The 19,324-nt window shown below is 62.4% G+C and carries 10 protein-coding genes; 6 read left to right on the top strand and 4 right to left on the bottom strand.

Going from position 1 to position 19,324, the window contains the following annotated elements:
• Positions 1-72 precede the first annotated feature (72 nt).
• Positions 73-567 carry a GNAT family N-acetyltransferase gene (locus APH28_RS24700; RefSeq protein WP_060513092.1) on the top strand — a complete coding sequence of 165 codons (495 nt, stop codon included), beginning with the start codon at positions 73-75 and terminating at the stop codon, positions 565-567.
• Between the two features lie 129 nt (positions 568-696).
• Positions 697-2,787 carry an EAL domain-containing protein gene (locus APH28_RS24695; RefSeq protein ID WP_060513091.1) on the top strand — a complete coding sequence of 697 codons (2,091 nt, stop codon included), beginning with the start codon at positions 697-699 and terminating at the stop codon, positions 2,785-2,787.
• Between the two features lie 103 nt (positions 2,788-2,890).
• On the opposite strand, the gene APH28_RS24690 is transcribed toward APH28_RS24695, so the two are convergent.
• A complete protein-coding gene (locus tag APH28_RS24690; protein WP_060513090.1) occupies positions 2,891-3,715 on the bottom strand; it encodes an aldo/keto reductase in 825 nt (274 codons plus the stop codon).
• 225 nt (positions 3,716-3,940) lie between these two features.
• Here APH28_RS24690 and APH28_RS24685 point away from each other — a divergent pair, with 225 nt between their 5' ends.
• Positions 3,941-4,819, top strand: coding sequence for a DMT family transporter (locus APH28_RS24685; protein ID WP_060513089.1), 879 nt, complete (start codon positions 3,941-3,943; stop codon positions 4,817-4,819).
• Positions 4,820-4,847: 28 nt separating this feature from the next.
• Here APH28_RS24685 and APH28_RS24680 read toward each other — a convergent pair whose 3' ends face one another.
• The 3 genes from APH28_RS24680 to APH28_RS24670 are packed head-to-tail and all read right to left on the bottom strand — an operon-like array spanning position 4,848 to position 8,666.
• The gene (locus APH28_RS24680) at positions 4,848-6,299 is read right to left on the bottom strand and encodes an aldehyde dehydrogenase family protein (protein ID WP_060513088.1); all 1,452 of its coding nucleotides are present in this window, start codon (positions 6,297-6,299) and stop codon (positions 4,848-4,850) included.
• The gene (locus APH28_RS24675) at positions 6,296-7,264 is read right to left on the bottom strand and encodes an NAD(P)-dependent oxidoreductase (protein ID WP_060513087.1); all 969 of its coding nucleotides are present in this window, start codon (positions 7,262-7,264) and stop codon (positions 6,296-6,298) included. The genes APH28_RS24680 and APH28_RS24675 overlap by 4 nt, the downstream gene beginning before the upstream one ends.
• A gap of 10 nt (positions 7,265-7,274) precedes the next feature.
• A complete protein-coding gene (locus APH28_RS24670; protein ID WP_060513086.1) occupies positions 7,275-8,666 on the bottom strand; it encodes an FAD-binding oxidoreductase in 1,392 nt (463 codons plus the stop codon).
• Between the two features lie 197 nt (positions 8,667-8,863).
• Here APH28_RS24670 and APH28_RS24665 point away from each other — a divergent pair, with 197 nt between their 5' ends.
• The 3 genes from APH28_RS24665 (at position 8,864) to APH28_RS24655 (ending at position 19,307) form a co-directional block, all read left to right on the top strand.
• A complete protein-coding gene (locus APH28_RS24665; protein ID WP_060513085.1) occupies positions 8,864-9,922 on the top strand; it encodes a GlxA family transcriptional regulator in 1,059 nt (352 codons plus the stop codon).
• Positions 9,923-10,067: 145 nt separating this feature from the next.
• Complete coding sequence (locus tag APH28_RS24660; RefSeq protein ID WP_060513084.1) at positions 10,068-14,780, top strand: Ig-like domain-containing protein; 4,713 nt, start codon at positions 10,068-10,070, stop codon at positions 14,778-14,780.
• Positions 14,781-14,822: 42 nt separating this feature from the next.
• Complete coding sequence (locus APH28_RS24655; protein WP_060513083.1) at positions 14,823-19,307, top strand: neuraminidase-like domain-containing protein; 4,485 nt, start codon at positions 14,823-14,825, stop codon at positions 19,305-19,307.
• Positions 19,308-19,324: the final 17 nt, after the last annotated feature.

Below are 19,324 nucleotides of genomic sequence, written 5' to 3'. Positions count from 1 at the left end.
TTTACCCGCGAATAGGCCAGTAGTGGCAATACAAAACCCTTAGAATGACCTTTTCTCCGAGCCATCCCAGCCATGCTGCCCATCGAACTGCTGCCCACCACTTCAGACCAGGCCGAACTGATCCGCAACCTCTATCAGTTCTACGCCTATGAGTCCTCTGACTGGGAGCAGGAAGATGTCGAGGTGGACGGCCGATTCTACATCCACGAAGAGCATCTGCAGCGCTATTGGCAGTCCCCAGGCTGGAGCGCCAGCCTGGTACTGGCGGACGGTTTCATCGCCGGTTTCGTACTGATCGAACGTAGCGAATTGCCCGGCATCGAGGCGCTGGAGCTGGCTGACCTGTTCATCCTCAAGCGCTATCGGCGCCAGGGCATCGGCCGCGCCGTGGCCAACCAGTTGCTTGCCAGCCCCGGCGACTGGCTGTTGCGTTGCTATGCCCTGGACCCGATCGCCGTGGCGTTCTGCAAGGCCGTGGTGGCCGACCTGCACCGCCCGGCGCAACAGATCTTCCCCGACGACGAGCCCGACCTGCTGACTTACCATGTGACGTCTGTCCTGCACTGACTGCAGCAAAATTCTGTGACCCACTTCACAAAATTCACCTGCAAGGCATAATGCCAGCACTGTACTACAAGACCCGGCCGCCCTAGCCCCGGGTTCCTTCCGTGCGCGTCGCAGGTTCAGGTAAATTTCATGTCGCTAGTCGCAAGCCCCGACATCATGTACCGGCTGTTGATCCAGAGCGTGGTGGACTATGCCATCTACCTGCTCACCCCCGACGGTATTGTCGCCAACTGGAACCCCGGCGCCCAGCGGGCCAAGGGCTACCGCGCAGAAGAAATCGTCGGCCAGCATTACTCACTGTTCTACAGCGAAGACGAGCGCGCAGCCGGCCTGCCCGAGCAGAACCTGGAGCAGGCGCGCAGCACCGGCCGCTTCGAAGAGATCGGTTCGCGGCTGCGCAAGGACGGCTCGGCGTTTCATGCCCATGTGGTGATCGACGCGGTTCGCGATGACAGCGGCCAGCTGGTGGGCTTCGCCAAGGTCACCCGCGACATTTCCGAACGCCGCCAGCAGGAGCTGGAGCTGTTGCAGGCCAAGGAACTGGCCGAGCAGTACAGCCAGGAAATGGCCAACCTGTCGCAGTTTCTCGACTCGGTGATCGCCAACATCCCCGCCAGCGTCATCGTCCAGGACCTGGACAGCCAGCGCATCCTGCTCGCCAACCAGCAGGCCGAGCGCCTGTTCGGTGGCCGTGGCAAGCCGATGATCGGCCACACCCCCGCTGAGTGCCTGGCACCGGCCGCGGCGGATTACCTGGAAACCCAGCTCGGCCGGGGCGCGCGCAGCAGTAAGGGCTTTGCCGCCGAAACCCGGGTCGATACCGCTTGTGGCCCGCGCACCCTGCGCAGCCGTGCGCTGCTCAGCCAGCAATGCGAGGGTCAGGCGGATTACGTGTTGTTCGTGGCTGAAGACGCCACCGAAGAACTGGCCGCCCACGCGCAGATCCACCACATGGCCCACCATGATGCGCTCACCGGGCTGCCCAACCGCACCTTGTTCAATGAACGCCTCAAGCAGGCCCTGGTGCGCGGCCACGATAACGAAAAGCTCACCGCCGCGCTGTGCCTGGACCTGGACAATTTCAAGAACATCAACGATTCCCTCGGCCATGGCTTCGGTGACAAGCTGCTGCGCGCCCTCGGCAAGCGCCTGCGCCGCGAGCTGCGCGAGCATGACACCCTGGCCCGGCTGGGCGGTGACGAGTTCGCCGTGGTGCTGACTCACCTCGACAGCCGCGAAGCCGCCTGCAATACCGCCAGGCGCCTGATCGATGCGATCTGCCCACCGTTCCAGATCGAGGGCCACCAGTTCTCGGTGGGCGTCAGCATTGGTATCGCCATTGCCCCCGAGGACAACGACCAGGCCGAGCAACTGCTCGGTTACGCTGACATGGCCCTGTACGAGGCCAAGCGCAACGGCCGCAACCGCTACGAGTGCTTCCACCTCGAACTGGATGTCGCCGCCCGCCAACGTCGCCTGGTGGAAACCGACCTGCGCACCGCCCTGCACCTGGGGCAATTGCAGTTGCACTACCAGCCGGTGGTGGATCAGCAGACCAGCAGCGTGACCGGCTACGAGGCGCTGCTGCGCTGGGAGCACCCGACCCGCGGCATGGTCATGCCCATGGACTTCATCCCCATCGCCGAGGAAACCGGGCTGATCCACGAGCTCGGCACCCGGGCGTTGAACCTGGCGTGTCAGGAGGCGGCTACCTGGGGCACCGAGCAGACCGTGTCGGTGAACCTGTCGCCGGTGCAGTTCAAGAACGCCAACCTGGTCCACACCGTGACCCTGGCCTTGGCTGATTCAGGGCTGTCGCCGCAGCGCCTGGAGCTGGAGATCACCGAGTCGGTGCTGCTGGGCAATAGTGAGGAGAACGTGCGCATCCTGCGCGCGCTGAAAGACCTGGGCGTGTCGATTTCGCTGGACGATTTCGGGACCGGCTATTCGTCGCTGGGATACCTGCGTTCATTCCCGTTCGACCGGATCAAGATCGACAAGTCGTTCGTGCATGACATGTGCGACAGCCGCGAGGCGATGTCGATCATCCGTGCGATCACCGATCTGTCCAACAGCCTGATGATCAAGACCACCGCCGAAGGGGTGGAGTCGGAAGAGCAGATGCAGCGGTTGCGGGCGGAGGGGTGCTCGCACTTCCAGGGCTATCTGTATGGGCGGCCAGCGCCGGCCAGCGAGCGCCTCAAGCAGGTTTGTGTGTAACCGGTCGAGGGCCTTGGGGGCTGCTGCGCAGCCCTTCGCGGGCACGCCCGCTCCCACAACCCCTGTGGGAGCGGGCGTGCCCGCGAAGAGGCCGCAACAGGACTCAGCTGTTCCAGTCCGGCGCAAAGTCCGGGCTGACCACCCGCTGATCCTTCGGCAACCCGGCAATCAGTGCCCGGTCGGCATCATCCAGCCGCACCTCCAGCGCCGCCAGATTGGCCAGTTGATTCTCCCGGCTGCTGGCCTTGGGTATCGCCGCCACCCCGTCCTGGTCCAGCAACCATTTCAACGCCACCTGGCTCGGCAGCACACCATGCTTGCGCGCGATCTCCCGGATCACCGCCTGTTCCGCCGCACGGCCACGGGCCAGCGGGGTATAAGCGGTCAGCAGCAGGTCATGCTGGCGGGCATAGTCGAGCAGCGGTTGCTGGTCGAGCAACACGTGGTATTCGACCTGGATCGCCGACAGCGGCGCGCCCAGCTCTTCGATCACCCGGCGTAGCAAACCGAGCGGGAAGTTGGCCACGCCGATACTGCGCGCCTTGCCCTCGTCGCGCAGGGCCACCAGGGTTTCGATGCTGCGGGCCAGGTCCCAGTCCTTGCCGGGCCAGTGGATATGGAACAGGTCGACCTGCTCGGTGCCCAGCGCGCGCAGGCTGTCTTCCAGCGACTGGCGCATGGCCTTGGCTGTCAGGCGGTCCCACCAGACCTTGGTGGTCAGGTGGATCTGCTCGCGCGGCACACTGCTGTCGCGCAGGGCCTGGCCAACGGCGGCCTCGTTGTCGTAGGCGGTGGCGGTGTCAATGTGTCGGTAGCCCAGCTCCAGCGCCTGGTGCACGGCGCGGGTGCATTCGTCGCCGGTCATCGGCCAAGTGCCCAGACCGATGCAGGGCAGGTCGAGACCGTTGCGGGTGGTGAGCCGTTGCATGAAAACTCCTTGTTCGGGATCGAGGGTCCGCAGAAGATGGTGCGCGCTTTGCCCTGCACGAGCCATGCGGCCAAGGCGGAAAGTGGTCGATTAGCGAACGGTATGGCAAACGTCCCATGGAAAGCGTGGAAATGAACTTCCTCAAGTCGTCGTATCTCTTCTAGAATCCGTGCTGTCGCACTTACCCCTGGCGCTGCATGCAGCCGCGCCGCCGTCGAGAACGCCATGAGTTCCAGCACACCGCTGTCCGGAGTCAACCATCCCCTGCGCGGCATCGCCCTGGTGGTGGTGGCGACGCTGCTGTTCGCCAGCCACGATGCCTTGTCCAAGTTCCTCGGTGGCTTGTATCCGATCGTCATGGTGGTGTGGGCACGTTACGTGGTGCACACATTGCTGATGGCCGGGATCTTTCTGCCCAAGTCGGGCCTCAATGTACTGCGCACCCGCCGCCCGGTGCTGCAGACCTTGCGCGCATTGAGCCTGCTGAGCACCAGCTTGCTGTTCACCACCGGCCTGCAGTACCTGCCACTGGCCGAGGCGACTTCGGTCAACTTCCTTGCCCCCGTGCTCGTTACTGCACTGTCGGCGCCGTTGCTCAGGGAGCGAGTGACGCCAGGGCAGTGGGTGGCAGTGGTACTGGGCTTCATCGGTGTGCTGGTGGTGGTGCACCCCGGTGGCGCGATGTTCACCCCGGCCATCCTGTACCCGTTCGGTTCGGCGCTGGGCTTCTGCTTTTATCAGCTGCTTACGCGCATCCTGGCGGCTTACGACAGCCCGACCACCAGCAACTTCTACGCCGGGCTGTGCAATACCCTGGTGATGAGTGCGCTGGTGCCGTTCTTCTGGGAAGTGCCGCGTTGGGACCATGCGCTGCTGATGCTGGCCCTGGGCGGTTTCGGCATGAGTGCGCACTTGCTACTGACTCAGGCGTTCCGCCATGCCGCGCCAGCGCTGCTGGCACCGTTCAGCTACTGCCAGATCGTATTTGCCGGGTTGCTGGGGCTGCTGATCTATGGTCAGGTGCCCGACAGCGCGAGCTTGCTGGGCATTGCCATCATCTGCCTGAGTGGCCTGGGCGCTGCGTGGATGCAGCGCAAGAAATGAGGGCCGCATAAGCGGCCCCAAGGCCCGGTCAGGCCAGTTGGTAAGTGGTCTTCACCCGGGTAAAGAACTGCCGCGCATGGGTCCCTTGTTCACGTGAGCCCAGGCTCGAAGCGCCATTGCCGCCAAACGGCACGTGGTAATCCACCCCCGCCGTCGGCAGGTTGACCATCACCATGCCGGCCGAACTGTTGCGCTTGAAGTGCTCGGCATGGCGCAGCGAGGTGGTGACGATCCCGGCCGACAAACCAAACGCCGTATCCTCAGCCGCAGCAAAGGCTTCGTCATAGTCACGTACCTTGAGCACGCTCAACACTGGCCCGAAGATTTCCTCGCGGTAGATACGCATGTCCGGTGTTACTTCAGTGAACAGCGCCGGCGTGAACAGATACGCCCCCTCAGCGTTCTCCACCCGCTCACCACCGCACACCAGCTTCGCCCCTTGTTCGCGACCACTGGCCACGTACGCCAGGTTCTGCTCCAGCTGCCGGCCATCGACCACCGGGCCGATGTCGGTACTGGCCTGCAACGCATCACCCACCCTCAGCGCACGGGTGCGTTCGGCCAGGCGCGCGACGAAGGCATCGTGAATGCCCTCGGTAACGATCACTCGCGAGCTCGCCGTGCAACGTTGCCCGGTGCTGAAGAACGAACCGTTCAGCGCCACGTCCACCGCCTGCTCAAGGTCAGCATCGTCGAGCACGATCAGCGGGTTCTTGCCGCCCATCTCCAGCTGCACCTTCTTCATGCCGTCCGCGGCCAGCCGGGCGATCTGCCGGCCGGTGTTTTCGGAACCGGTGAAGCTGATGCCATCGATTAGCGGCGAGCGGATGATCGTGTCGCCGACGCTGCGCCCCGGGCCGATCAGCATGTTGAACACGCCCGCCGGCAGGCCGGCGCGGGCAATGATCTCGGCCAGTGCCCAGGCCGAGGAGGGCACCAGCTCGGCTGGCTTGAACACCACGCAGTTGCCGAAGCACAGCGCTGGGGCGATCTTCCACGCTGGGATGGCGATCGGGAAGTTCCACGGCGCAATGATGCCGATCACGCCCAAGGGCTGGGTGAACACGTCGATGCCCACCTCCTGGCGCACCGACTGATACTTCTCGCCCTCGGCGCGCAGCGCTTCCTGGGCGTAGAACTTGAACGAGCGCCCGGCGCGCTCCACTTCACCCAGGGCTTCGCGGACGATCTTGCCTTCTTCGCGGGCCAGCAGGGCAGCCAGCTCCTGGCGGCGGGCGAGGATCTCGCTGCCGATGAAGTCCAGCGCGTCGGCGCGTTGCTGCGGGTTGCTGCGCGCCCAGCCGGGCGCGGCGCGGCGGGCGGCGGCGAGGGCCTGTTCGGTCAGCGCCTGGTCGGCCCGCACGAAGCGCTCGACCACTTCCCCGGGGTCGGACGGGTTGCGGTTTTCCAGCACATCGCTGCCGCTGTCCAGCGCGACGAAGGCGCCGTCGACGTAACTGCTCTTGGTAACCAGGGTCATGCGCTACGGATCCTTTTGGCGGAGTTGTGGCGGGCGACGAAGTCGCTGATATTGTCCACGGCGCTGTCCATCAGCTGCTGCATGGCGTCTTCGCTGCTCCAGGCGATGTGCGGGTTGAGCAGGAAGTCGTCGCGGTCGATCAACTGGAACAGCGGGTTGCTCGGGTGCAGCGGTTCGACTTCCACCACATCCAGGGCCACACCGCCCAGGCGCCCGTGCTGCAGTGCATCGATCAGCGCGGCCTCGTTGACCACGCCACCACGGCCGGTGTTGACCACGATGGCATCCGGCTTCATCAATGCCAGACGGTCGGCGTCGATCAGGTTGTGGGTCTCGGGTGTCAGCGGGCAGTTGATCGACAGCACATCGCAGCTGCGCAGCAGTTCGGCCAATGGCCGGCAGTCCGGCCCACGGCGCTTGCCGCCACGGTCCTCGAACAGCACCTGCATGCCGAAGGCCCGCGCCAATTCGGCCAGGCGCAGGGCAATCGGGCCGCTGCCGATGATCGCCAGTTGCTTGCCACGCATATCGCGGATGCGGTGGTCGAAGTAGATGTTCTTGTACTCGGCCTCGCCGGCATGCACCTGGCGCATCAGCCGGGTGAAGGCGGCCGGGCGGCGGAACAGCTCGAGGATCATCGCCAGGCTGTGTTCGGCCACGGTGTTGGCGGCATAACCCGGAACGCTGGCAACCTCGATGCCATGGGCGTCGCAGTAGTCGACGTCGACGATGTCGCGGCCGGTCAGGGCCAGCGAGATCATCTTCAGCTTGGGCAGCTGGCGCAGGTGCTCTTCACGCAGCGGCACGCTGCAGGTGAAGGCGATAGTGGCATCCTTTAGGTGCTCGAGCAGCTGCTCCGGGTGGGTGTAGGCAAACTGCTGCCAGGTGTGTTCGCAGTCCGGGCGCTTGAGCCGGGTGGAGGGCGCCAGGCCCTCGTCATCGAGCAGGACGATATGTTCGCTCATGCTGTCTTCCTTATTTTTTCTGCGCCGGCACATAGCCGGCCGGGGCCATGCTGACCAGCTGGCGGGTGACGAAACCGGCGTCCTGGTCGTGGTCTTCCAGCGACTCCTTGCGCACCAGCGCGTCACGCACCATGTGCGCGCCGAAGAAGCGGAACGGCTCTGGCGGCAGCAGCTTCATCTTCTGGTTGACCAGGCCGCAGTTGGCCCACTCGTCATTGGCATGGGTGGCCAGCGACTTGATGATGCGGCTGGCGAACACGGTGGTGGCTACGCCGTTGCCCGAGAAGCCGATGCCATAGCTGACCGTCTGGTGATGGTCGAGGTAGCCGAAGTTGGGCAGGCCTTTCATCGCCCGGTCGATCGGGCCGGTCCAGCTGCTGACCACCGGCACGTCCTCCAGCTGGGGGTACAGACGGCGCAATTCAGCGGCGACCTTGTCGGCTGCCGGCGAGGGTTTTTCGTAGAGGTTGCCGATGCGCCCGGCGTAGGCGAACTGGCCCAGCGGCTTGCCGAACACCACGCGGCCGTCCGGGGTGTTGCGCCAGTAGTTGAGCACGGTGCGCGAGTCGGTCATGCACTCGCCGCGGCTGAAGCCGATGGCGTCGAGCTTTGCCTTGACCGGCGCGGTGGCCACCATGTCGCTGGACATGATCGCGATCATCCGGCGCAGCTCGGGGAACTGCGCGCCCCAGGCGTTGAGCGCCAGCACCACATGGTTGGCCTTCACGTGGCCCTTGGCGGTGTGCACAACAGGGTTTTTGCCGCGGACCAGGTGGGTGAATGGCGACTTCTCGAAGATCTTCACCCCCAGCTTCAGCGCCACCCGGCGCAGGCCACGGACGAGCATGGCCGGCTGCACGGTGGCGGCGTTGGGGTCGAAGATGCCGCCCAGCACCAGCGGCGAGCCGACGCGGCCGCGAATGGTCTCGCGGTCCAGGTCCTGGAACGGGTTGACATCGAGTTTCTGCAGGCCGTCGGTGAGTACCCGCCAGGAGTTCATCTGCCGTTGGTTGGTCGCGGTCCACAGCCAGCCATCCTTGCGGTACTGGGCATCGATGCCGTGTTCCTGGCAGAAGCTGCCGATCTCGTCGATGGCCGATTCCGCCGCCTCGCAGATGCGCCGCGCCTCGACGTCGCCGCAAATGGTGCGCACCGACAGGTACTTGCCCCACCAGTTGGTGGCAATACCGCCGTTGCGCCCGCTGGCGCCGGAGCCGCAACGGTCGCGTTCGACGATCACGACAGTCATCTGCGGGTGTGCCTGTTTCAGGCGGATGGCCGACCACAGGCCAAGGAAGCCGCCGCCAACGATACACACGTCGGCTTGAATCGAGTCCTGCAGGGCAGGGGCCAGGTCGCTGTCCAGGTCGAGTGCCTGGGCATACCAGAATCCGCGGTACATGAGGGGTGCCTCTGAGCATGTTGTTGTGACTACATGATGCTCAGCGTGGCCGGCGGCCCGATATTACAGCCATGACAATTGATAGAACGGCGGCGCGTTGTGTCATGGACTTACTATTTGTCGTGCGGCATATGATATGCCGGACGCCAGGGGCGTCCTACAATGGCGCTATTCAGCATGTCATGAGGCCCTCGTTCATGGTTGCGCAACGACAAGAACAACTACAAACCCCCGAACCACCGGCTCAGATCAAGCCCGAACTGCGCGTCGGCTTCGTGCTGCTCAACCAGTTCACCCTGGTACCCGTCGCCGGCCTGGTGGATTCGCTGCGCTTTGCCGCCGACAAGTCGTTCCGCAGCCAGCAGGTCTATTGCCAGTGGGACTGGATGACCCTCGACGACCAGCCGATCGCCGCCAGTTGCGGCATGCCGATCTCACCGACCAAATCGCTCAACCTGTTCGCCCAGTACGACTACATCGTGGTCGCCGGCGGCCTGCTTGGCGAAACCCGCAACCCGCCGGACTGGCTGCTGGATGCCTTGCGCGACGTGCATGCGGCCAACATCCCGATCATCGCCCTGTGCTCGGCTTCATTCGTGCTGGGCAAGGCAGGCCTGCTCGACGGCCGCCGTTGCGCGGTGCACTTTACCCTGCGCGACGAGTTCCGCGAGCGCTTCCCGCTGTCGACCATGGTCATCGACAAGAGCTACGTCGATGACCGCGGCATCATCACTTGCCCGGGAGGCACCGCCATCGACCTCGCCGCCAACCTGATCCGCCGCCACTGCGGCGCGGTGCGGGCGCAGAAGGGCCTGGAGTACCTGTTGGTGGACGAGCGGGCGGAAGAGGAGAGTGACAAGGCGGCTAGCGACAGTGTGTACCAGAACGACCGGGTGCAGCGGGCAATCGCCTTCATGCGTGCCAACCTCGATGCGTCGATGACGCTCAAGGCCGTGGCCGAGGCAGTCGGCACCCACCCGCGACAACTGCACCGCGAGTTCGTCGCCAACACCCAGGAACCGCCGGCCAACTACTGGCGCAAGCTGCGCCTGGACCATGCACGGCGCCTGCTGGTGAACACCAGCCAGAACATCACCACCATCGCATTGGCCTGCGGGTTCTCCGATGCGTCGCACTTCATATTGTGGTTCCGCAAGCAGTATGGCGAGACGCCCTACAGTTTCCGCAAGCGCCGGCATGAGGTGGAACGGTTTGACTGGCAGGGTGACAAGGTGGGGTTGGACCCAGAGTTGTAGCCCGTTGAGCATGCCGAGTTTTGCATACCCATTGGCCACCTGCACCTGACATTTCTACCAGTTTCAGCCTTGCAGTATCCCAAGTAGTTTTCTCCCAACGCCGTATCACTGTGCACGACAACGAGCGTGCGGTCGGGAGAGGACAATGGCAAAAAGCAGATCTACCAAAGCCGTATCGCTTTTCGAAAGGCTGCTGGGTACCGAGCCCGGGATCAAGGTCAATCTCGAAACGACGCCGCTGTCCGATGATTTGCTGACCGGCCTGCAACGCATGCGCCCGACCGAGCTGATGGCGCAGTTCCCGTCCCTGACCCACGCGCAAGCGACGCAGCTCAAGGCGCGTCTGGATGTCACCACTGCAGCCATGATGCGGGCGTTCCGCGAAAAGCGCCTGAGCGACGGCAGCGGGCGTTCGGCGGACGAACTCAAAGGCCCCCTCGCACAGTCGACCGGGCCTACCTTTGAAAACCAGTTTCGCCCAACCTGGGGCAACAACGCTGATCCCCAGGCGGTAGACGCCACCGTGTCCCCCGCGGCTTATCTGATCGACTTGCTGCTGTTCGTTGAGCAACACCTGGAGACCGAGGCCGATGCCGACCGCGCGCTGACCCTGCGAGATCGCCGGCCAGATGTGTTCAAGCTCATGCTCGATGCGCAAACCATGAACCAGGAGGTGACTCAGGTCGAGGTCGTCGTCCAGGCGCTGCAGCAGTTGATCGAAACCAAGCGCCAGCAAACACCGCAAGACCTGACGCGCGTCGAAGACAAACTGCTAGAGGTTCGCTATCCACCCCGGTTGTTTCCCTACGAAGCCTACTGGCAGCAAATCCGTACCGTGCTGGCACACAACAAGGTGTACCTGAGTGAAGTCTCGCGCCTGAGTGACATCCAGGCCCCGTATTTCATCCGCCCAGGCGCCCATTCATCCCGCTCTGACGATGCACTGCTGCAAGACGCTTCAATGGGGCCGCTGCTGCGCAAGCTTCTCCTTGAACCACCGTATTTCGAAGAAGGCACTGCCGTTCACCTTACCCGGCTGACAGCTGAGCTGCAGGCCCTGACGACGCGCGGCGACGTACCGGATGGCCTGAGCGACTCCATGGGTGAAGCAGATTTCTTTCAGCAGAATTTTGGTGTTCAGGGATACCCGGACCTGCAGAACGTGGTCAAGTTTTGCCAGGCATTGCAGATCGACCAGGCAGGCATGCAACGGCTGTTTGCACTGGCTGAGCATGCTCCGCTGCGCTCTGCCAATGTGCCGGAGGCCACCGTCAAATGGGCCAGTGCCAGCCTGGCCGGTGCTCGTTTCATCAACAGTGGTGGTACTGATCCGGTCGCGGTTGGTAATCAGGAGGGGGATGAGACACAGCATGAGTTCCACTTTCTCACTGCGGCCCGCTGTGACCGGGTCAACCGCCTGGTGCGTGTGGCCAATGCCCTTGGCCTGGAATACGCGCACGCCGACCGGCTGCTCTGCGCCGCCATCGATGGAGAGACGCATGCCCTGATCGAACGCAGCCGGGGGCACCTGAACAATACCGATAGGCCGATGGTGATCACGTCCGACACGTTGAGAAGCCTGGGGCTGTTCCAGTTTCTACGCGAGCGTTTTGCGAGGGTGGACACGCCGGAGCGCCTGGCCCGCTATACCGACGATTTTTCCGTTTTGCTGGCTGACATGTCCATCTACGGCACCAGCAAGGCACCCAGCCAGTTCGACCAGGTGTTCAATAGCAGCGGCCCCAACGTCCTGCTGCTGGATGAAGGGACGCTCAGCCTGACCGATGACGATGAAACAAGTAAGCGTTTCATCGACCAGTTATGCAGTGGCCTGGGCATCAACGTGGAAACCTTCCGGCCAATGGTGCGGGTGATCATGCAGGCTCAAGGGGGCACAGGCCTGACGCGTTCGTTGTCGGTCGTTTCGGCCTTCTACCGTCTGGTATGGCTGGCCCGCCTGTTGGCGATCACCCCCGTGGAGCTGTTGTCGCTGCTGGAAGTGCTCAACCCTGAAGGCCTGTATGCGCTGCGCTTGACTGGCAAGCCGCAGGTTGCGACGTACCGCAGCGATACGACACAGACTGATGTGATCAACGTCGTTCATGCCCTCGCCACGAGTGTGCTCTGGTGTCGGGAGCAGGAGATTCCGATCGCCTGGCTGGTGCGGCAGCTACTGCCCCACGAGCGTTCGGATGTGGCCTCCATGGAGGTCAGGACCTTGCTGACCGAGCTGGCAGGCAAGCTGCAGCCATTCCGGGCGTTCAATGGCCTGCTCGAGGAAGCCGGCGTGACCCCGCTCAACCGGGGCAGCTGGCAGAGCTATCTGCTGCAGATCGTTGACGATGACGGTTTGATCACTGAGAGCGGTAACCCGGAAGAGGACTTCAACCCGGCGCTGTATGAAGACTTTGCCAGGCGGGAAATCCAGGCAGTGATCGAGCAGTTGCAGCCGCAGGAAGAGGGCAGTTCTACGCTATCGGCTGCACGCTCCGCTGTGGAACCCGAACTGCCTGCATTGACCGCCGATGAAGCTGAGCGTCTGACCAGCCTGATCCTTGGCGTGGTACTGCGTGTGCGCTCGCAACAGTGGGGGGCGGTGCAGGAGCAGCTGGCGCAGTTGCTCGACCTTGAGTCCACCATGGTCATCCCGGTGATCTACTGGGCCGAGGCCAATGTGCATACGTGGATGGCGAGTGCGATCGGGTTCGATCCGCAACAACCTGACTCGGAACAGCTCAAGACCATCCTGCCGCTGGAGCGGCAAATGCAGCGCCGCGCCGAAGTGGTCAGGCGGTTTTCCCTGAGCCCGGCCATGTTCTCCAGCCTGTTGGTGCGCACCCAGCGCCAGCGCTTCAGTATCCAGACCCCTGAACTGACATTACCGACGCTGTACTACCTGGAGCGCTACACGCGTTTGGTGCGCACGGCCAGACAGTCGGAAGCGCAATTGCTTGGCTACTTCTCGTTGGTTGAAGCCTTGGGTGAGATGAGCGACAACGAACACCGGCTGGTCAAAGATGCCGCCGCCGAGAAGGTTGCCAATCTGCTGGGGTGCGGCATTCGCGAGGTACTGGATGTGGCGAGCCTGGTGTCGACCGACGGCATCATCCGCAACCTGGCCCAATTCTGTGCTCTGCTCGATACCCGAGAATTGTGCAAGAAAACCGGCTTGAGCGCGGCCTCGCTGATGAAACTCAGCCAGCTTGGCCCAGGCTCCGATACGCGTGCCTATCGGGCGACGGCGGAAGAAATGCTCAGCAGCCTCAGGCATACGGTCGACGCGCCCAGGGACGATGAGGAACTGCGTCAGAGTTTGTCCACACGCTGCACCGCCAGTTCTCTGCGGCTGATTGCCAAAGCCGCTGAAGAAGACCAGTACGAGGAGCATGAAAAGCGCTCGATCCTGACGCTGACCTTGCTGGATATGAACAACCAGCCGGTGCCGGGCATCCGGGTGAACTGGTCCACCGATATGGGCGATTTGCTTGACCGCTTCAGTTACACGGATGACCAGGGGCGAGCCACAGTGACCTTGCAGGCGGGAGATGCGCAGGGCGTGGCGAATGTCAAAGCCAGTTACCTGCTCGACAGTGAGGCCTACGCACCACCGGTGGTGATCGATTGCGATGACTTGACGTTCGTGCTTTGGGGGATGGGTAGCAGGCCCGCGGAGCCCTGGCTTCCGGCGGGCAACCAGGGAACCTACACCCTGCAGTTTCAACTCAGGGATCAGCTTGGAAACTTGGGGGGCGATCGTCTTGTGTCCTGGTCTACCAGCATTGGGCATCTGGTCGACAGCGACGGGAACAGCACGACCGATCGTGACGGCATAAGCACCATGAAGGTGCGGAGCCTGGAGGCAGGCGAGGGAAGCGTGTTGGTCTGGTTCGGCAATTTGGACCCGATTATCCGCCCCATTGGTTTCGCCAACAGACCTTTCATCAGTGCATTGAATCTCACTTCCTCGGCGGTGGCCGGCGAGCCCATCAGCGTCACCGCCTGGGTGTTCGGCCTGGACGGCAAACCGGCCGCCAACCAGCCGCTGCTCTGGGAGTGCGAGGGGGCTGAGTTGGACCAGGCGGACCCACAGAGTGATAAGGATGGCATGGCCCGTGCCACCTTCAAGAGTGCCGAAACTGGCCTCATGCGGGTCACTGCATTATTGACCACCGATGGCAAGGACTATGTCAGCAAGGCGCTGGAGTTCAAGGTACTGGCCGATGCCGATCAATACGTAACCGACCAGTCTTGGGACTGGCCAATGGCTGACGGCGTCATGGCCGCGGAATTCGAAGTAAAAATCTGCAGTTCCGAAGGCGAGCCGGTGGCGCGTTATCCGGTGACCTGGACAGTGCTGGAGGATGATGCCCTGACGACTGTGCTGTTGACGGGGGAGGAGGGGGTCAGCCGCTTCGCGCTCAAGAGCAAGGCGCCGAAAACCTTCAACGTGGTTGCCAGCTGGACGGGTAATACACATCCGTTCGAGGCCATTCAATTCATGCCGGCACTTGCGGTTGATATCGAGTTTGACGGTAAGCGCGTGGAGGAATCCATCGAGATCGTTCAGCCGTCTTCAGGGAAGACCCAGCATACCCTGACTTATCACCTGGAAGACTACCCACTCCTGACCATGCCGGTGCACCTGCGCTATTTCGGTCGCCATTCGGCCTATTCGCTGGGGCTGTCTGTCGAACCCCAGTTGGGGGAGGAGCAGCACTTTGTCGATGGCACGGTGCAATGGACCGTGCATTGCGAATCCACGGCGCTGATCCAGCCCGGCAGTGGTGAGTTCAGGCTGATGTACGAGCACGCCGTCGACGGCATCCGGACCCCGGTCAAGGTTCATCCCTCCCGTTGATTCTTTTCCAGAACGTTTTTCATCGCGGTTAGCGAGGTGATCATGAACACTGCACTGAACAATCAACTGGCCGAACAATGGCGGGATGCGTTGTCTGCCTTCAGCATTCACCATGTGTTACCCGGTGTGCTTCAGGCCTCGGCACTGAACATGGTGACGGCCGAACACCTGAGCAAGTACCTGTTGCTGGACACTCAGGTCACGTCGGCGGTAACCACGTCCTACCTGGCTGAAGCGCTGGCCTGTGTACAGACGTACATCAACGGTATCTTCAACAATATCGAGCCCAGTTACGACGCGGCGTTGCCATCGGCACTGCGTACGTTCTGGCAACAGGGCATGGCCAATTACTCGATCTGGGCCGCCTACCAGATGCTCGAAGACTACCCGGAGAACTACATTCGGCCGGAGCTGCGCTTCGACAAAACCGAGCTGTTCCAGGGGCTGGAAAACGAACTGGCGCAGGGCAAGATCACCGACGCGGCTACGCAAAAAGCGCTGTTGAGCTACCTGAATGGCTACGAGTTCCAGAACAGTATCCGCGTGCAGTCTGGTTACATCGACTATGCAGGCCCACAGTCGGATGAAGGCAAGTTCCCCGGCTATACGTTGGCCAACTCGGATTATTACCTGCTGGGGCACGATGCTGCCTCACCGCCAAAGTTTTACTGCCGCAAAGCGGAGGTTCGCGTCGACCAGCAGTCCACTTTTGTGCAACCCGATGCCTGGAGCGAATGGAAAGCCATCAGCATGCCGGCGGCTGCACAGGTGGTTCAGGCCAGGTTGGTGCTGTTCTGTGGGCGCTTGCATCTGGTATGGCTGCAATACGAGGCGCCGCTAGAAATCGAGGAGGGTGCCAAGGAGCGCTATACCTTCAACGTGCATTTGATGTATCTGGGCCTGGACAACCAGTGGTCGACACCGGAGCTGTTGTTCAGCAAGGACTCGGACGTCAAGAAGGGCGACGATCCATTGACGGATACGGATTATCGTTTGTTGGCCTTGGCCGTCGGCAAGACGTATGGCAGTGACGACCAGTTGTACGTCGCATGGGTGAACGGTGAGGATCTGATCAAGGACGTGCAACGTGACGTCTTGAAGCGCGCTGTGCCTGCGGATGATGCCATTGATAAGGAGGGCCGTAACGGGCTGCTCAAGGTCTTTGAGGATCCGAAGGGCGGTTTGGCTTTTCAGCGCAGAATCACAAATGCGTACGTGCAGCCCGTGACGGTCAAGCCACAGGCTGGCAACGACCCCTACTTAAGCGTGGACGTCTTGCTTGAAGCCCGCGATGGGGCGACCTATACGCTTCGTGTACGAGGCCGCAGCACCAAGGTATTACCCGTTCCGGTGCCTGCGGCGGTCTACCTCTCCAGTGGTGTCCAGGTGGACCTGGGCTGGGTGCGTGCAGACGTGCTCACCGGTCCTTCAGGCACCTTGTTGCTGCGTTGCACTACTGTCGTGAAACCCCTCTTCGAGAAGTTAGAGTTGCAGCACGAGGGGAAACCGGTCACTTCGTTGTTGAGTACCACTTTCCAAAAACGGATTTTCGGCTGGTACGAGGCGGAGGTTGAGCTCACAGAATTTGATATGCAGTTGCTCAGCTATAAGGCCAGCAACATTCGACAAGGCGCCGGTTTCACCTTCCGCGTTGATGGCAGTGCACCCCAGGCACTGGCGAGCCAGGGCAACTTCATCATCGGGGTGGCCCTGAGAATGGCCACCCGAGCGCTGGCGGTGACCATTGGGGGCACAACCTTTGACGCGCAGTCCTTGACGCTGAACGGGAGCGCCACCAGTGCCTGGCGGGGCCTGCTTCTGGACCCAGAAACTAAAAGCATCACGGTCAAATTTGCAAGTGATAGCGAATCTGCGCAGTTTGAGGTCGGGCTGGGCAAGATGATTGACGGCGGTAAGCCGCCGACTATCGCTCAGCAGGCCAGCGGTACGGATTTCCTGGTCGTCAACTTGTATGAGGCGGTAGACAAATATCGTACCGTCACCTCGCGGTTGAACTCCCAACATATCACCGACCTGATCAACCGCGCGCAGGCATCACCTCAGGCTGTTTTTGCCTGGGATGCCCAGCTGCTGCAGGAACCCGCCTTTGACCCCAAGGATGTCAGTACGATCTATCAGGGATGGCAACGTGCGGACGATGACCCCAAGGTGGAGTATTTCGACGCCAATGGCCTGTACCTGCGCGAACTGTTCTTCCATGTTCCGCACCTGATTGCCTCGCGGCTCCAGGAAGAAGAACGTTTCGAGGACGCGCGCCGTTGGCTCGGGCTGGTGTTCGATCCGCAGCGCAAGCAGGCGGCGACCGAGCAGGCCGGTGTCGATTACTGGAGTTGCGCCTGGCTGCTGCAGGATGACACCCAGGCTGCCGGCCTTGAGCACCAGCTGGTCGACCCCCACGTGATCGCCTTGCATGCACCGTCCCACTACCGCAAGGCGGTGTTCATGCAGCAGGTGCAGTTGTTGATCGGAGAGGCCGATCTGCTCTATCGGCGGCAGACCCGTGACAGCCTGGCCAATGCCTGGTTGCTCTACAACATGGCAGCTGACCTGATGGGGGAGGCACCGAACGCCAGGGCAATCGATACCTGGCAGCCCAAGCCCGTTGACGCGCTGCTGCAAAGCTCGCGAACCGGTGAATCGAGGCTGCTCGAACACGCCCACGACGTGCAGCCCGCCGACCTGCCCAAGCAGCTGGCAACGTTCGTCTGGGCAGGCGTGTCGGCGCACCCGGCCTTTCGTGCGCCGGTCAATCAGCAGCTGTTGGACACCTGGGGCGTGCTGGCTCGGCGCTTCCACAATCTGCGGCATTTCCTGACTCTCGAAGGCAACCCGATGCAGTTGCCGCTGTACGAGCCGCCAGCCAACCCCTTCGACCTGCTGCTCGCGCGCATGGGCGGCAACGCCAGCCTGGCGCACCTGCAGGGCTACCGCACCGTGGTGCCGCCGTACCGCTTCCGCACCCTGGTCGCCAAGGCACAGGAAACAGTGGCCATTCTGATCCAGTTCGGCGAGCAGTTGCGCGGTTTCATGGAAATGGAAGAACGCATCGAGCAAGAGACGTTGCAGTTCCGCCATGCAGCGGAAATCGCCAACTACGCCATCGCCATGCAGCAGCAGCTGTATCAGCAGCAGCGCAAGAACCATGACGTGCTGTCGGCGCAGCGGGCTGCCAGTGAACTGCGCCGTGTGCATTATCAGGCGCTGTATGACGAGAATGTCTCGGCCCTGGAGATCGCGGCGATGGCGGTGCATGGCGCGAGCTCAATTGCTACCACCGTCGGCAGCGCGCTGACAGGCGCAGGCTACCTGATGAATACCCCGCCGAATGTTTTTGGCATGGCTAACGGCGGGCATAGGGTGGGTAATCCACTGATCGCAGCTGGGACCATAGCGTACGCGGCGGGAAGTATTGGGGAACTCACCGCGAAAAACATGCAAGACACGGAGATGTACCGCCGCCGCCGCCAAGAATGGCAGTTGCAATACAAACTGGCCGACAAGGAACTGCAGGTGCTGGACAAGCAGCTCGAAGCCCAGCAACACGCCACTCAGGCAGCCAGCGCAGGGCTGGATCACAGCCGCAAGGCCCTGGCCCAGGCCGAGCAGATGTATGCGTTCTACCAGAACAAGTCGACCAGCGCGGCCCTGTACCGCTGGCTGCGATCCCAGGCCAGCACATGGCATGCGACCCTGTTCGACGTGGCCGTCAGCCTCTGCAACAGCGCCGAAGCCTGCTGGCAGTACGAAACCGGTAACTACGACAAACGCATCATCCGCACCCCTGTATGGCAGGCCGACCGCTGGGGCCTCAATGCAGGCGCAGAATTGCGCCTGGACCTGCAACGCCTGGAGGCTGAAGCACTGCTGCGCAACGAGCGGCACCTTGAGATACGCAAGACCGTCTCGTTGCAGGCATTGCTGGAAGACGATGAGCAGCTGCTGTTCAATAAACGCGGCGAGCCGATCAAGGACTGGCCCGCCTTGCTCGCCGTGTTGCGCGCTGACGGCGAACTGGCGTTCAACCTCTCGCAATCCCTGTACGACCAGGACTACCCCGGCCATTACATGCGCCGCCTGCACAGCGTGGCCGTCTCGCTCCCAGCGTTGCTGGGGCCCTATCAGAACATCCGCGCCACCTTGACCCAGACACAAAGCAGCCTGTTGATCAGGCCTGACATCGAGGGCGTGCACTTCCTGACGCCGAAGGCCCAACGCAACGGTGACGGCAGCAACGTGATGATGAGCCTGCGCCCGCACCAGCAAGTGTGCCTGTCGACTGGCAGCCAGGACCTGGGGCTGGTGACCGCCCCTGAAGCCGATGATCGCTACCTGCCGTTCGAGGGCACCGGGGCGGTTTCACGCTGGAACTTGCAGTTCCCGCTTCCCGAAAAGCAAACCCAATTGCTTGAAGGGCTCAGCGATATCGTCCTCGACATCCGTTATCACGCCCTACCGGGTGGCGCGCAGTTCACTCGTGAGGTGCAGGCGCTGTTGAACCAGGTGTGAGATGAACACTCGCCATC

The sequence above is a fragment of the Pseudomonas sp. NBRC 111124 genome (genome assembly GCF_001320245.1).
Classification (GTDB): domain Bacteria; phylum Pseudomonadota; class Gammaproteobacteria; order Pseudomonadales; family Pseudomonadaceae; genus Aquipseudomonas.
The sequence above is the reverse complement of the archived record's forward strand: the minus strand, read 5'-3'. Positions and strand labels throughout refer to the sequence as shown.

Coding starts and splice junctions, on each gene's coding strand:
- APH28_RS24680 (WP_060513088.1), bottom strand. CDS start 6,299: ATGACCCTGGTTACCAAGAGCAGTTACGTCGACGGCGCCTTCGTCGCG.
- APH28_RS24660 (WP_060513084.1), top strand. CDS start 10,068: ATGGCAAAAAGCAGATCTACCAAAGCCGTATCGCTTTTCGAAAGGCTG.
- APH28_RS24675 (WP_060513087.1), bottom strand. CDS start 7,264: ATGAGCGAACATATCGTCCTGCTCGATGACGAGGGCCTGGCGCCCTCC.
- APH28_RS24665 (WP_060513085.1), top strand. CDS start 8,864: ATGGTTGCGCAACGACAAGAACAACTACAAACCCCCGAACCACCGGCT.
- APH28_RS24685 (WP_060513089.1), top strand. CDS start 3,941: ATGAGTTCCAGCACACCGCTGTCCGGAGTCAACCATCCCCTGCGCGGC.
- APH28_RS24670 (WP_060513086.1), bottom strand. CDS start 8,666: ATGTACCGCGGATTCTGGTATGCCCAGGCACTCGACCTGGACAGCGAC.
- APH28_RS24655 (WP_060513083.1), top strand. CDS start 14,823: ATGAACACTGCACTGAACAATCAACTGGCCGAACAATGGCGGGATGCG.
- APH28_RS24695 (WP_060513091.1), top strand. CDS start 697: ATGTCGCTAGTCGCAAGCCCCGACATCATGTACCGGCTGTTGATCCAG.
- APH28_RS24700 (WP_060513092.1), top strand. CDS start 73: ATGCTGCCCATCGAACTGCTGCCCACCACTTCAGACCAGGCCGAACTG.
- APH28_RS24690 (WP_060513090.1), bottom strand. CDS start 3,715: ATGCAACGGCTCACCACCCGCAACGGTCTCGACCTGCCCTGCATCGGT.